Raw genomic sequence first — 13,876 nt, forward strand, 5'->3', positions numbered from 1 at the left:
TCGCGCGGGCGTCGGAGGGGAGGGGTCAGCCGCGGCGCAGCAGACCGATCCGGTCGTACACATCCGTGAGGGTCTTCTCGGCGACGGATGCCGCCTTGCCGGCGTTCACCGCCAGCACGCGGTCGAGCTCGGCGGGGTCGTCGAGCAGTTCGAGGGCGCGGGTGCGCACGGGCTCGAACTCGTTCACGACCACCTCGGCGAGGCCCTTCTTGAAGTCGCCGTAGCCGCGACCGGCGTACTCGTCTTCGATCGAGGAGACCTCGCGGCCGGTCAGGGCCGAGTAGATCACCAGCAGGTTCGAGACGCCCGGCTTCTCGTCGCGGTCGAAGCGCACCGCGCCCTCGGAGTCGGTGACGGCGCGCATGATCTTCTTCGCGCTGACCTTCGGGTCGTCGAGCAGCCACAGCACACCGGCGTCGGACTCGGCCGACTTCGACATCTTCGACGTCGGATTCTGCAGGTCGAAGATGCGGGCGGTCTCACGTCGGATCACGGGCTTGGGCACCGTGAAGGTCTCGCCGAAGCGCTGGTTGAAGCGCTCGGCGAGATCGCGCGTGAGCTCGATGTGCTGCTTCTGGTCGTCGCCGACGGGCACCACATCGGTCTGGTACAGCAGGATGTCGGCGGCCATGAGCACCGGGTAGGTGAAGAGGCCGACGTTGGTGGCATCCGTGCCGTAGCGCGCCGACTTGTCTTTGAACTGGGTCATGCGCCCGGCCTCGCCGAAACCGGTGAGGGTGGACAGCACCCACTGCAGCTCGGCGTGCGCCGGCACGTGCGACTGCACGTACAGGGTCGAGCGCGAGGGCTCGATGCCGGCGGCGATGTACTGGGCGGCGGTGCGGCGGGTCTTCTCGCGGCGCTCGGCGGGGTCGCCGGGCTGCGTCAGGGCGTGCAGATCGACGACCGAGAAGAAGGCGTCGTACTCGTCCTGGAGGTCGCGCCACTGCAGCAGGGCTCCGATGTAATTGCCGATCTGGAGGCTGTCGGCGGAGGGCTGCATTCCGGAGTAGAGGCGCTGCTGGGTCACCCCTCGATCCTAGGCGTCGGGCGGCCGGGCGTTCGCCGAGGGATCCGTGCGCCGAGGTGAGACGGGGGAGGGATGCCGACGGACGCCCGCCTCGGCCGGCCTCAGGCCCCGAGCGTGTAGTCGACGATGACGGGGGCGTGGTCGCTCCAGCGAGTGTCGTACGAGGGGGCGCGCTCGACGCTGTACGACGTGACGCGCTCGGCCAGGGCGGGCGTGGCGACGTGGTAGTCGATGCGCCAGCCGCTGTCGGTGTCGAAGGCCTTTCCGCGCATCGACCAGAACGTGTACGGCCCGTCGACCTCGCCGACGGCGCGGCGCCCGACGTCGATCCAGCCCAGGCCCGCGCCCGTCGAACCGTCGACGCCCTCGACCTGCTCGCCCTCGGGTCCGAAGAAGCGGTCGAAGTACGCGCGCTCACGGGGGAGGAAGCCCGCGTTCTTGCGGTTGCCCCGCCAGTTCTTGATGTCGAGCTCGCGGTGACCGACATTGAGGTCGCCCACCACCAGTGCCAGCTCGCGCTCGGCCTTGAGCTCGACGAGGCGGCGTTCCATGGCATCGAGGAACAACCACTTGGCATCCTGCTTCGGGGTGTCGACCTCGCCGCTGTGCACGTAGGCGCTGACGATCGTGACGGTCTCGCCGTCGATGTCGAAATCGGTCTCGATCCATCGGCCGGAGGCGTCGAGCGGCTCGGGACCGAGGTGCGTGCGGGTCTCGACACCGGGGAGGCGGCTGATGATCGCCACGCCCGCGCGGCCCTTCTGCAGCGCCTCGTCGTTGACGATCTCCCACCCCGGCAGGGCCTCAGCCAGCTGCTCGGCGGTCGCCCGCACCTCCTGCAAAGCCACGATGTCGGCGCCCGAGGCGTCGAGCCACTCGGTCATGCCCTTGCGGACGGCGGCACGGATGCCATTGACGTTGACGGAGACGATGCGTACGGAACGAGCCACCCGTTGAGCCTAACGAAGGCCTCCGACATCGAGGTCGCACGCGGCGGCGGCGGGGTACTGCTCAGTCGGGGATGAGCGACACCCGACGCGGCGCGGGGACGTCGGCCCGGGCCCGTGCCAGCTGCTTCTCCGCCGAGCGGAGGGCGCGCTTCGCGCGCCAGCGCCACGGCCACCGCGACATCGCGAGGTGCTTCTCGGCCTCGCGCACCCCGACCTGGGCGGCGATGACGAGGGCCGCCTGTTCCATCGCGAGTCGGTCCTCGGGGGAGCGCAGGGGAACGTCGCGGTCACTCGCGGACACGGCGATCCACGCGGCGGAGACGAGGATCACGATCCCGATGAAGCGGAACCACAGCAGGAACCCGATGAGCACGGCGAAGGTGGCCAGCAGAGGGTTCGACGGCGTGTAGACGAAGAGGAAGCCGGCGGCGACCTGCAGCACGACCATGCCCGTGGCGCCGACGATCGCGCCCGGCCACGTGCGTCGCCAGGTCAGGGTCGTGCCGGTGAGGAAACGGAACAGCGAGGCGAGCGCCACGGTGTTCACGCCGAAGGCCACGACGAGCGACACGACCCGCGCGCCGACCGACCAGCCGAGGGTCTCGCGATCCCACCCGATGAAACCGAACACCAGGTCGACGGCACCGGTGGTGATCGAACCGAGCAGCGCGCCCACGAGGAGGGCGATGCCGAAGAGGAGCGAGGCGACGAGGTCGCGGGCCTTCAACAGCACGTAGTTGCGCAGATCGAAGGGGAGGCCGAACGTATCGCGTACGGCTCGGCGGGTGAACGTGACGAACCCGATCGCCGTCCACACGACCACCACGACGGCCACGACACCCGTGATCGTGAGGAGTCGACCGCTCTCTTGAGCGACGGCCTCGACCTGGTCACGGTCGACGAGGCCGTTCTCGCTGATGATGCCGGGGATGTAGCTGTTGACGATGTGGATGAGGCCGTCGATCGCGGTCTTGCTGCCGCCGAGCCAGATGCCGACGCCGGCGAAGGCGAGGTACAGAGCCGAGAACACGGCGAACAGCCCCTGGTAGCTCATGCCCGCGGCGAGCAGGAACCCGTTGTGCTGCAGGAAGTGCCGCCAGACCCGGATCGGGAACCACTGCGCGATCCGAGCCGCACGGGCGATCGGCTGATCGAGGCGCTCGCGCACGGCGGTCTGCGCCGCCTCGAGCCGGTCGCGCAGCGACGCGTCGTCGTCGCGCACCGCGGGAAGCGGCCGCGGGTCGTGGCGGGTCTCGGTCACCGGGAAAGCCTAATGAATGGATGCCGTGACACCCGCGTCGCGCAGAGCTCACGGCATCCGGGATGTCAGGGCCGCTCACGCCGAACGGCGGGGCGCCGAAGCGCACCCGCCGTTCGCGAGGGGGAGGGGTCAGCGACCGCCGCGGAGGACGGCCTGCTTGACCTCGGCGATGGCCTTGGTGACCTCGATGCCGCGGGGGCACGCCTCGGTGCAGTTGAAGGTGGTGCGGCAGCGCCACACGCCCTCTTTGTCGTTGAGGATGTCGAGGCGCACATCGCCCGCGTCGTCGCGCGAGTCGAAGATGAAGCGGTGCGCGTTGACGATCGCGGCGGGGCCGAAGTACTGGCCGTCGGTCCAGAAGACGGGGCACGACGAGGTGCACGCGGCGCACAGGATGCATTTGGTGGTGTCGTCGAACACCTCGCGGTCGACGATCGACTGCACGCGCTCCTTGCCGGGCTCGGGCTTCGAGTTCGAGATGAGGAAGGGCTGCACCTCGCGGTAGGAGGCGAAGAACGGCTCCATGTCGACGATGAGGTCCTTCTCGAGGGGGAGCCCCTTGATCGCCTCGACGTAGATGGGCTGCGAGATGTCGAGATCCTTGATCAGCGTCTTGCAGGCCAGGCGGTTGCGGCCGTTGATACGCATCGCGTCGGAACCGCAGATGCCGTGCGCGCACGAGCGGCGGAATGACAGCGAACCATCGACCTCCCACTTGATCTTGTGCAGCGCGTCGAGCACGCGGTCGGTGGAGTACAGCTCCACGTCGTAGTCGACCCAGCGCGGCTCGTCGTCGACCTCGGGGTCGAAGCGGCGGATGTTGAAGGTGACCAGGAACGACTGGATCCCGGTGTCTTCGGGGGTCTCCGCGACCTCGTCCGAGGTGTCGACCTGTTCGATGACGGTGGATGCCATCTCAGTACTTCCTCTCCAGCGGCGGGTAGCGGAGCTCCCCGGCCTCGTTCTTGGTGAACACCACGGGCTTCCAGCCGAGTTCGATGTGATCGGCCGGGTGCGACGAGTGGGGGTCGCCCGACAGGTACGCCATGGTGTGCTGCATGTAGTTCTCGTCGTCGCGCGTGGGGAAGTCGTCGCGCATGTGACCGCCGCGGCTCTCTTCACGGTTCTGCGCGGAGTACACGACGACCTCGGCGAGGTCGAGCAGGAAGCCCAGCTCGACGGCCTCGAGGAGGTCGGTGTTGAAGCGCTTGCCCTTGTCGTCGACGTGGATGTTCTTGTAGCGCTCGCGCAGATCCGCGATCACGTCCATGACGTGGGCGAGGGACTCGTGCGTACGGAAGACCTGCGCGCCCTTGTCCATCTCGTCCTGCAGCGTCTTGCGGAGCACCGCGATGCGCTCGGTGCCGCTGTTGTTGCGCAGGTCCTCGATGAGGCCGCGCACCTCGGCGGCGGGGTCTTCGGGGAGCGGGACGAAGTCGGCGGTCTTGACGTACTCGACGGCGTTACGGCCGGCGCGCTTGCCGAAGACGTTGATGTCGAGCAGCGAGTTGGTGCCCAGGCGGTTGGAGCCGTGCACCGAGACGCACGCGCACTCGCCGGCGGCGTAGAGGCCAGGAACGACCGTGTCGTTGTCGGCGAGCACCTCGGCCTTGATGTTGGTGGGGATGCCGCCCATCGCGTAGTGCGCGGTCGGCATGACCGGCACGGGCTCGACGACCGGGTCGACGCCCAGGTAGGTGCGGGCGAACTCGGTGATGTCGGGGAGCTTCGTCTCGAGGACCTCGGCGCCCAGGTGGGTGCAGTCCAGCAGCACGTAGTCGCGGTGGGGACCGGCGCCGCGGCCCTCTGCGACCTCTTGCACCATGCAGCGGGCGACGATGTCACGGGGGGCGAGGTCCTTGATGGTGGGGGCGTAGCGCTCCATGAAGCGCTCACCGCTCGCGTTGCGCAGGATCGCACCTTCGCCGCGCGCACCCTCGGTCAACAGGATGCCGAGACCGGCGAGGCCGGTCGGGTGGAACTGGAAGAACTCCATGTCTTCCAGCGGCAGGCCCTTGCGCCAGACGATGCCCACGCCGTCACCGGTGAGGGTGTGGGCGTTCGAGGTGGTCTTGAAGATCTTGCCGAACCCGCCGGTCGCGAAGATGACGGCCTTCGACTGGAAGACGTGCAGCTCACCGGTGGCGAGGTCGTACGCGACGACGCCGGCCACCTGCGTCGTGCCCGCGGCATCCTTCACCGTGATGAGGTCGAGCACGTAGAACTCGTTGAAGAAGTTGATGCCGAGCTTGACGCAGTTCTGGAACAGCGTCTGGAGGATCATGTGGCCGGTGCGGTCGGCGGCGTAGCACGCGCGACGCACGGGGGTCTTGCCGTGATCGGCCGTGTGGCCGCCGAAGCGACGCTGGTCGATCTTGCCCTCGGGCGTGCGGTTGAACGGCAGGCCCATGTTCTCGAGGTCGATGACGGCGTCGATGGCCTCTTTGGCGAGGATCTCCGCGGCATCCTGGTCGACGAGGTAGTCGCCGCCCTTGATGGTGTCGAAGGTGTGCCACTCCCAGGAGTCTTCCTCGACGTTGGCGAGCGCCGCCGCCATGCCGCCCTGCGCCGCACCGGTGTGCGAGCGGGTGGGGTACAGCTTCGAGATGACGGCGGTCTTCGCGCCGGGTCCGGCCTCGATGGCCGCGCGCATCCCGGCGCCGCCGGCGCCGACGATCACGACGTCGAACTGGTGGTAGTGGACGCCGTCCTTGACGATCGAGTCCGAAGCGGTCTGAGTGCTCACGTGTGCAATACCTCTGCTGTCAGGGGAAGAAGGGATGCCGCCGGCTCAGGCCGACTGGCACACGTCCCACAGGGAGCTGCTCTCGGTCACACCGAGGCAGGGGTCGAAGGTGAAGACGACGAGCGTGCCGAGCAGGATGAGGAATCCGGCCGAGGCCCACAACGACCCGATGAGGATCTTGCGGACGGTGGCGTTGCCGACGTAGTCGTTGACGATCGTGCGCATGCCGTTGGCGCCGTGGATGAGGGCCAGCCACAGCATCAGGACGTCCCACCACTGCCAGAACGGCGAAGCGAGCTTGCCCGCGACGAAGGCGAAGTCGATCTGATGGATGCCCTCGCCGGTCATGAGGTTGACGAAGAGGTGGCCGAAGATCAGGACGATCAGCAGCACGCCGGAGGCGCGCATGTAGATCCAGCCCCACTTCTCGAGGTTGGAGCCCTTCTTGCGCACGCTGGGCGTGCGGGGCGCGGGGATCGTGGCGGCTTCTTGGGCGACGGACATCAGTGGCTCCCGGTGACGGCGCTGAAGACGTTGATCAGGTGGCGCGGCGTGAAGCCGAGCATCGTGACGACCCAGAGGCCGAGCACGCCCCACCACAGCTGACGCTGGTGACGCGTGGCCCAGGGCCAGAAGTCCACGAGGATGATGCGCAGGCCGTTGAAGGCGTGGTAAGCGATCGCGCCGACCAACGCCACCTCACCCAGACCCATGATCGGGTTCTTGTAGGTGCCGATGACCGCGTCGTAGGCCTCGGGGGAGACGCGGATGAGCGCCGTGTCGAGGATGTGCACCAGGAGGAAGAAGAAGATCGCCACACCCGTGATGCGGTGCAGAACCCAGGACCACATGCCTTCGCGGCCCCGGTAGAGAGTGCCGCGGGGCCTCTTCGAGGTGGTCTCTTTCACCGACGGCGTGGCACGTGCTGGTGCTGACACGGTCGTCCTCCCTGATCGAACACGGTGTGGGGCCCGCACGGGCTCCCAGCGTCACACGGGCGCCACTGAATACTACGTCCGGCCTATGAACGGCGGGGATTAGGGCCACCTAAGACTCTCTCGATATCGAGATATCTGCGGATGCCGATTCGCCGAGCGCCACCGCGCGTCCCGCCTCCGGTGGGCTCGCAGACACGACCGCTAGGGTCGGAGCCATGGCAGACCCCGCTATCGACGACTTCTACGCCGTGATTCCCGCCGGAGGGATCGGCAGCCGCCTGTGGCCTCTTTCCCGTGCCGACGCACCCAAGTTCCTCCACGACCTCACCGGGTCGGGCCAGACGCTGCTGCGCGACACCTGGGACCGGCTCGCCCCGCTCTCGGGCGAAGGGCGCATCGCGGTCGTGACCGGCCGCGCCCACCGCGCAGCCGTCGAGCGCGAGCTGCCGGGTGTACCCGATCACAACGTCTTCCTCGAGTCCGAGCCGCGCGATTCCTCGGCGGCCATCGGCCTCGCCGCGGCCATCCTCGTCCGTCGCGAGCCCGACGTCATCATCGGCTCGTTCGCGGCCGACCACGTCATCCGCCAGACCCGCCAGTTCGAGTTCGCCGTGCGGCAGGCCGTCGCGGTCGCGCGCGAGGGATACATCTGCACGATCGGCATCCAGCCCGCCGAACCGTCGGTCGGGTTCGGCTACATCAAACAGGCCGGTGAACTCATCGTCGACGGCGCCCCCGAGGCCTACGTCGTCGAGCGGTTCGTCGAGAAGCCCGACCTCGACACGGCGAAGCAGTATTTCGCCGACCGCGCCTACCTCTGGAACGCCGGCATGTTCATCACTCGTGCCGACGTTCTCCTGGCGGAACTCGCCGTCAACGAGCCGGAGCTCCACGCGGGTCTGCTCGAGCTCGCCGAGGCGTGGGACGACCGCGACCGTCGCGGCCCCGCCGTCGACCGCATCTGGCCGGGCCTGAAGAAGATCGCGATCGACTACTCGGTGGCCGAGCCCGCCGCCGAGAAGGGCCGCCTCGCGGTCATCCCGGGGCACTTCGACTGGGACGACGTGGGCGACTTCGCGAGCCTGTCGAAGCTCAACTCCTCGGGGGGTCGGAACGAACTCGCGATCCTCGGCGAGGACGCGCGCGTGCTCTCCGACGCCTCCAGCGGCATCGTCGTCTCGCAGACGAAGCGCGTCATCAGCCTCATCGGCGTGCGCGACATCGTCGTGGTCGACACGCCGGACGCCCTGCTCGTCACCACGAGCGAGAACGCCCAGCGCGTGAAGGGCGTCGTGGACGCGCTCAAGCTCACGGGTCGAGGCGACGTCCTCTAGCGCCGACGCTCGAAACGGTTCTGAGACCGGATGCCACACTTCGTGGCATCCGGTCTCTCGTTTGGCGCGATGTGTGGCGGGGGCGTGACGCGAGATTGCGTCTTTGTAACCATTGGCGCACGCGGGGGGTCCCGGCACGCAAGCGCGGCGACACAGTAGGTAACGTGACGGGATCGTCCCTCAAACCCGTTGGGGGCATCCGTCTTGGAGGACCATTCGTGAAGACCACGAAGAAGGCCGTCGTCAGCGGCCTCGCCATGATCGGCGCCGCCGTGCTGCTCGCCGGTTGCGGCGCTGCGCCCGAGAGCAACGGCTCGACCGCTGCGGCCGGGGGAGACCTCGTCGAGGGCTTCACCCCTTGCATCATCTCGGACGACGGCGGCTGGAACGACCGCTCGTTCAACCAGTCGGCCAAGGAAGGCATCGACAAGGCCGCCAAGGAGCTCGGCGTCAAGGCGATCGACGTGGAGTCGAGCTCGGCCAACGACTACGCCCCGAACCTCGAGAACCTCGTCGCCGAGGGCTGCACGTTCATCGTCGCGGTCGGCTTCAAGCTCAGCGCCGACACCGTCGCGTCGGCCAAGGCCAACCCGAACCTGCAGTACGCGATCATCGACGACCGTGCCGACACCGACAACGACGGCAAGACCGACGCGCCGAACATCAAGCCGCTGCTGTTCGACACCGTCCAGGCCGCCTACCTCGGTGGATACGCCGCCGCCGCCTACTCCGCCGAGAACGGCGTCAACAAGGTCGGCACCGTCGGTGGCATCCCGATCCCGCCCGTCACCATCTTCATGGACGGCTTCGTCGACGGCGTGAAGAAGTTCGACGAGGACAAGGGCGCCAGCGTCCAGACCTTCGGCTGGGACGTCGCCGCGCAGAACGGCTCGTTCACCGGTGCGTTCGCCGCCAACGACGCGGCCAAGCAGGCCGCTCAGGGTCTGCTCGACCAGGGCGTCGACGTGCTCCTGCCCGTCGGTGGCCCGATCTACAGCAGCGCCGCCGACGCGATCCGCGACAGCGGCTCGAAGAGCGTCATGCTCGGTGTGGACTCCGACCTGGCCAAGGCCGACCCGAACGTGTCGGACCTGGTCCTGACCTCGATCCTCAAGCGCATCGACACCGCCGTGTACGACTCGGTCACCCAGGCCGCCAAGGGCGACTTCGACGTGACGCCGTACGTCGGCACCCTCGAGAACGACGGCGTCGGCCTGGCCGACTTCAACTCGAAGTTCACCCTGCCTGCCGGTCTGCAGGACGAGCTGTCGGCTCTGCGCGAGCAGATCGTCTCCGGCTCGCTGAAGGTCACCTCGCCCAGCTCGCCGTAAGCAGCACGTCTCGCGTCGCGGTCGCTCGGACCAGGAGTCCGGGCGGCCGCGGCCGTGAGGCCCAGAGAATCAGCCGCGGTCACTCGGACCAGGAGTCCGAGGGACCGCGGTTTCTTTCCGTCTTCTTAACGTCTTCGAATAGGGTGCACAGCATGAAGCTCGAGCTCCGCGGCATCACCAAGCGGTTCGGGTCCCTGGTTGCGAACGACCACATCGATCTGGTCGTCCAGCCTGGTGAGATCCACGCTCTCCTCGGAGAGAACGGTGCCGGTAAATCCACACTCATGAACGTCCTCTACGGCCTGTATCAGGCCGAGGAGGGCGAGATCCTGCTGGACGACGTCGTCCAGCGCTTCCGCGGCCCCGGCGACGCCATGGCCGCGGGTATCGGCATGGTGCACCAGCACTTCATGCTCATCCCCGTCTTCACCGTCGCCGAGAACGTCATGCTCGGTCACGAGAACACCAAGACCCTGGGTGCGCTCGACCTGAACGCGGCTCGGAAACACGTCCGCGACGTGGCGCAGCGTTTCGGGTTCGAGGTCGACCCCGACGCCCTCGTCGGCGACCTGCCCGTGGGCGTGCAGCAGCGCGTCGAGATCATCAAGGCCCTGTCCCGGGATGCCAAGGTGCTCGTGTTCGACGAGCCCACGGCCGTGCTCACTCCGCAGGAGACCGACGAGCTCATGGGCATCATGCGTCAGCTGCGCGATGAGGGCACGTCCATCGTGTTCATCACGCACAAGCTCCGCGAGGTGCGCGAGGTCGCCGATCGCATCACGGTCGTCCGCCTCGGCAAGATCGTCGGCGAGGCCGAGCCTACGGCGAGCAACGGCGAGCTCGCCTCGCTCATGGTGGGGCGCGCCGTCGAGCTGACCGTCGTCAAGGACGCACCGAAGGCGGCGGCATCCGGCGGTCTGACGGTGCGCAACCTGCGCGTCGTGACCGCGGACGGCACCGTCGTCGTCGACGACGTCGACCTCGACGTGCGGCCCGGCGAGATCCTCGCCGTCGCCGGTGTCCAGGGCAACGGTCAGACCGAACTCGTGGAGGCCATCGTGGGTCTCGCCGAGGGCGTGACGGGCACCGTCGACCTCGACGGCGCCGACCTCGTGGGCAAGAGCGTGCGCGCGATCCTCGACGCGGGCGTCGGATTCGTTCCCGAGGACCGCAAGGAAGACGGACTGGTGGGCGGCTTCTCCGTCGCCGAGAACCTCATCCTCGACCGCTCCTCCGATTCCGCGTTCGTCTCCGGCGGCACGATCAAGCGCGCCGCGCTCACCGCCTTCGCTCGCGACCGCATCGCGGAGTACGACATCCGTACCCAGTCGGCATCCACCCCGGTCGGAACCCTCTCGGGCGGCAACCAGCAGAAGGTCGTCATCGCCCGCGAGATGAGCCGTCCGCTGAAGCTGTTCGTCGCCGCCCAGCCCACCCGCGGCGTCGACGTCGGCTCGATCGAATTCATCCACAAGCAGATCGTCGCCGCGCGCGATGCGGGCGTGCCCGTGATCGTCGTGTCGACCGAGCTCGATGAGATCGCCGCCCTCGGCGACCGCATCGCGGTCATGTACCGCGGCGGCATCGTGGGCATCGTGCCGGGGAACACCCCGCGCGAGGTCCTCGGGCTCATGATGGCGGGCGAGCAGCCCGCGGAGGAGACAGCGTGAGCGGCCACAACCCGAGCACGGGCGCGACCGGGGACGCAGGTCTCCCGCCCGAGCAGCTGCCGACCGCATCGGGGCCGTTGACCGGCCACAGCCCGGCCGAGACGCCCGCGCCGCCCCGCACGAACCAGTTCCTCACCGAGCTGCTGCGTTCGTCGTGGATCACGACGCTCCTCGCCGTCGTCGCGGCGATGATCGTGGGTGGCATCCTGATGGCGGCCACGAATGACCAGGTGCGCGAGACCTCCGGCTACTTCTTCGCGCGGCCCGGCGACATGCTGGGCGCGATCTGGAACTCCGTCTACGGCGGGTACGAGGCGCTGTTCCGCGGTGCGGTCTTCAACTCCCGCGTCTCCGACTTCGGCGCGCAGATCCGCCCGCTCACGAACACTCTCGGGTTCGCGGCTCCGCTGATCGCGGCCGGTCTCGGCGTCGCCCTCGCGTTCCGGGTGGGACTGTTCAACATCGGTGGGCGCGGTCAGATCCTCATCGCCTGCGCCTTCGCCGGTCTCATCACCTTCAACCTCAACCTGCCGATGATCATCCAGTTGCCGCTCACGCTCGTCGCGGGTATCGCGGGTGGAGCGATCTGGGGCGGCATCGTCGGCCTGCTGAAGGCGCGCACGGGGGCGCACGAGGTGATCCTCACGATCATGCTCAACTACGTCGCCTACTACTTGGTGACGTGGATGGTGCGCACCCCGGGACTGCTGCAGCGTCCCGCGGGCGACCAGCCGATCTCGGCGGCAACACCCGCCAACGCCCAGTTCCCCAAGCTCCTCGGGCCGCAGTTCCCCCTTCTCGACCTCGGCTTCGTGCTCGTCGTGATCGCCACCGTGTTCGTCTGGTGGCTCATGGAGCGCTCGAGCCTCGGTTTCCGCCTGCGCGCCGTGGGCGAGAACCCGCACGCGGCTCGCGCCGCCGGCATCTCGGTGCCCCGCATGTACGTCTACGCGATGCTCTTCGCGGGAGGTCTCGCGGGTCTCGCCGGTATGAATCAGATCCAGGGCGCGGTGACCACGGGCTTCGACGGTCTCATCGACTCCGGCATCGGCTTCGACGCCATCACCGTGGCCCTCCTCGGCCGCAGTCGTCCGTGGGGCGTGTTCGCCGCCGGCATCCTGTTCGGGGCTCTCAAGTCGGGTTCGTTCACGATGCAGGCGTCGCAGGGCATTCCCGTCGACATCGTGCTCGTCGTGCAGGCCCTCATCGTGCTCTTCATCGCGGCCCCGCCGCTCGTGCGCACGATCTTCTTCCTCCCCAAGAGCGAGGCCGAGCGCGCGGCCAAAGACCGGGCCAAGGCGGCCAAGAAGGCGGTGGCGGCATGACCGCGACGCATCTCGCGGATGACGCGATCCAGCTGACCACGGTGCGCGTGCGCCACATCAAGCTGGCCGTGAGCCTGGCGGTCGTGACCGTGCTGCTCGCCCTGCTGTTCGCCCTCGTCCCGCGTGACGGGCAGAGCACCTTCCGCCTCGGCGATCCGGCCTCGAACATCGACCTCGGTAGCGTCGCGGTGCCCACCGCGATCACCAGCTGGGGCGTGCTCGTGCTGCTCGTGCTCCTGGCCGCCTGGTCGGTCTGGGACGCCGTGAGCTACCGCCGCACCCCGCTGTGGCTGCCGATCGCCTTCGGCGCGCTGGCCGTGTTCGCCTTCCTCGTGTGGGCGGCGGCCGACGGCCTCGTTCCCGTCACCGGGCTGCTGTTCGGAGCGCTCTCGCTCTCGGTCCCGCTGATCTTCGGCGCGCTGGGCGGCGTGATCGGCGAGCGGGTCGGTGTCGTGAACGTCGCCATCGAGGGGCAGTTCCTGTTCGGGGCGTTCAGCGCCGCGCTCGTGGCATCCCTCACCCGCAACCCCTTCCTGGGTCTCGTCGCGGCCATGGTCGGCGGCGTCCTCGTGGCCTTCGTGCTCGCGGCCTTCTCGATCAAGTACCTCGTCGACCAGGTGATCGTCGGTGTCGTGCTGAACGTGCTCGTCACCGGCCTCACCGGCTTCCTCTACGGCGCGCTGCTGGTCCCGAACGAGGACGTGCTGAACCGCCCGGAGCGCTTCCCCCGCATCGAGATCCCCCTGCTGGGCGACATCCCGATCATCGGACCGGTGCTGTTCAACCAGACGTTCATCGTCTACCTCATGTACGCCGTCGTCGCGGTGGTCGCGTGGGGCCTGTACCGCACGCGGTGGGGCCTGCGCCTGCGCGCCGTGGGCGAGCACCCCCAGGCCGCCGACACCGTCGGAATCAAGGTCAACTCGAGCCGCTTCTGGAACGTCTCGCTCGCCGGTGCGATCGCCGGTATCGGCGGTGCGTATTTCACGCTCGTCTCGGTGGGGCAGTTCACCAAGGAGATGACCGCGGGCCTGGGCTTCATCGCCCTCGCCGCCGTCATCTTCGGGCGCTGGGACCCGATCCGCGCGACGCTCGCCGCGCTGCTGTTCGGTTTCGCGACCAACCTGCAGAACCTGCTGACGGTGCTGCGCACCCCCATTCCCAGCGAGTTCATGCTCATGCTGCCCTACATCGTGACCATCATCGCGGTGGCGGGTTTCGCCGGCCAGATCCGGGGCCCCGCAGCCGCCGGAAAGCCCTACATCAAGGGCTGACCCCCCTTCCCTTCACG

General features: G+C 68.3%; 12 protein-coding genes. 5 read left to right on the forward strand and 7 right to left on the reverse strand.

Annotated elements, in window-relative coordinates:
• Positions 1-25: 25 nt before the first annotated feature.
• The 7 genes from trpS to sdhC all read right to left on the reverse strand — a co-directional run bounded on the left by trpS (position 26) and on the right by sdhC (position 6,925).
• A complete protein-coding gene (gene trpS, locus MTE01_RS01385; RefSeq protein ID WP_103206561.1) occupies positions 26-1,030 on the reverse strand; it encodes a tryptophan--tRNA ligase in 1,005 nt (334 codons plus the stop codon).
• Between the two features lie 101 nt (positions 1,031-1,131).
• On the reverse strand, positions 1,132-1,980 hold the full coding sequence (locus tag MTE01_RS01390) for an exodeoxyribonuclease III (protein ID WP_141375311.1): 849 nt from the start codon (positions 1,978-1,980) through the stop codon (positions 1,132-1,134).
• A gap of 61 nt (positions 1,981-2,041) precedes the next feature.
• Entirely contained in the window at positions 2,042-3,241 is a 1,200-nt protein-coding gene (locus MTE01_RS01395) for a YihY/virulence factor BrkB family protein (RefSeq protein ID WP_174799619.1), read from the reverse strand.
• Between the two features lie 129 nt (positions 3,242-3,370).
• Positions 3,371-4,156 carry a succinate dehydrogenase iron-sulfur subunit gene (locus MTE01_RS01400; RefSeq protein WP_103206559.1) on the reverse strand — a complete coding sequence of 262 codons (786 nt, stop codon included), beginning with the start codon at positions 4,154-4,156 and terminating at the stop codon, positions 3,371-3,373.
• A 1-nt stretch (position 4,157) separates the two neighbouring features.
• On the reverse strand, positions 4,158-5,987 hold the full coding sequence (gene sdhA, locus MTE01_RS01405) for a succinate dehydrogenase flavoprotein subunit (RefSeq protein WP_103206558.1): 1,830 nt from the start codon (positions 5,985-5,987) through the stop codon (positions 4,158-4,160).
• Positions 5,988-6,032: 45 nt separating this feature from the next.
• Positions 6,033-6,491, reverse strand: a complete 459-nt coding sequence (locus MTE01_RS01410; RefSeq protein WP_141375313.1) for a succinate dehydrogenase hydrophobic membrane anchor subunit — start codon at positions 6,489-6,491, stop codon at positions 6,033-6,035.
• Entirely contained in the window at positions 6,491-6,925 is a 435-nt protein-coding gene (sdhC, locus tag MTE01_RS01415) for a succinate dehydrogenase, cytochrome b556 subunit (RefSeq protein WP_013583715.1), read from the reverse strand. The genes MTE01_RS01410 and sdhC overlap by 1 nt, the downstream gene beginning before the upstream one ends.
• 215 nt (positions 6,926-7,140) lie before the next feature.
• Between sdhC and MTE01_RS01420 the strand changes: the two genes are divergently transcribed.
• From MTE01_RS01420 to MTE01_RS01440, 5 genes are all read left to right on the forward strand, one after another.
• On the forward strand, positions 7,141-8,259 hold the full coding sequence (locus MTE01_RS01420) for a mannose-1-phosphate guanylyltransferase (protein ID WP_141375315.1): 1,119 nt from the start codon (positions 7,141-7,143) through the stop codon (positions 8,257-8,259).
• Between the two features lie 257 nt (positions 8,260-8,516).
• Positions 8,517-9,590, forward strand: coding sequence for a BMP family lipoprotein (locus MTE01_RS01425; protein WP_141375831.1), 1,074 nt, complete (start codon positions 8,517-8,519; stop codon positions 9,588-9,590).
• Positions 9,591-9,742: 152 nt separating this feature from the next.
• Complete coding sequence (locus MTE01_RS01430) at positions 9,743-11,260, forward strand: ABC transporter ATP-binding protein (RefSeq protein WP_141375317.1); 1,518 nt, start codon at positions 9,743-9,745, stop codon at positions 11,258-11,260.
• Positions 11,257-12,585: an ABC transporter permease gene (locus MTE01_RS01435; RefSeq protein ID WP_103206554.1), complete on the forward strand. Its 1,329-nt coding sequence runs from the start codon at positions 11,257-11,259 to the stop codon at positions 12,583-12,585. The genes MTE01_RS01430 and MTE01_RS01435 overlap by 4 nt, the downstream gene beginning before the upstream one ends.
• On the forward strand, positions 12,582-13,859 hold the full coding sequence (locus tag MTE01_RS01440) for an ABC transporter permease (protein ID WP_141375319.1): 1,278 nt from the start codon (positions 12,582-12,584) through the stop codon (positions 13,857-13,859). The genes MTE01_RS01435 and MTE01_RS01440 overlap by 4 nt, the downstream gene beginning before the upstream one ends.
• Positions 13,860-13,876 lie beyond the last annotated feature (17 nt).

Source organism: Microbacterium testaceum (genome assembly GCF_006539145.1).
Lineage (GTDB): Bacteria > Actinomycetota > Actinomycetes > Actinomycetales > Microbacteriaceae > Microbacterium > Microbacterium testaceum.

What these genes read in the sequence shown, in the direction of transcription:
- MTE01_RS01425 (WP_141375831.1), top strand. Translation starts at nt 8,517, where the DNA reads ATGATCGGCGCCGCCGTGCTGCTCGCCGGTTGCGGCGCTGCGCCCGAG.
- MTE01_RS01400 (WP_103206559.1), bottom strand. Translation starts at nt 4,156, where the DNA reads ATGGCATCCACCGTCATCGAACAGGTCGACACCTCGGACGAGGTCGCG.
- MTE01_RS01410 (WP_141375313.1), bottom strand. Translation starts at nt 6,491, where the DNA reads ATGTCCGTCGCCCAAGAAGCCGCCACGATCCCCGCGCCCCGCACGCCC.
- MTE01_RS01420 (WP_141375315.1), top strand. Translation starts at nt 7,141, where the DNA reads ATGGCAGACCCCGCTATCGACGACTTCTACGCCGTGATTCCCGCCGGA.
- MTE01_RS01440 (WP_141375319.1), top strand. Translation starts at nt 12,582, where the DNA reads ATGACCGCGACGCATCTCGCGGATGACGCGATCCAGCTGACCACGGTG.
- MTE01_RS01430 (WP_141375317.1), top strand. Translation starts at nt 9,743, where the DNA reads ATGAAGCTCGAGCTCCGCGGCATCACCAAGCGGTTCGGGTCCCTGGTT.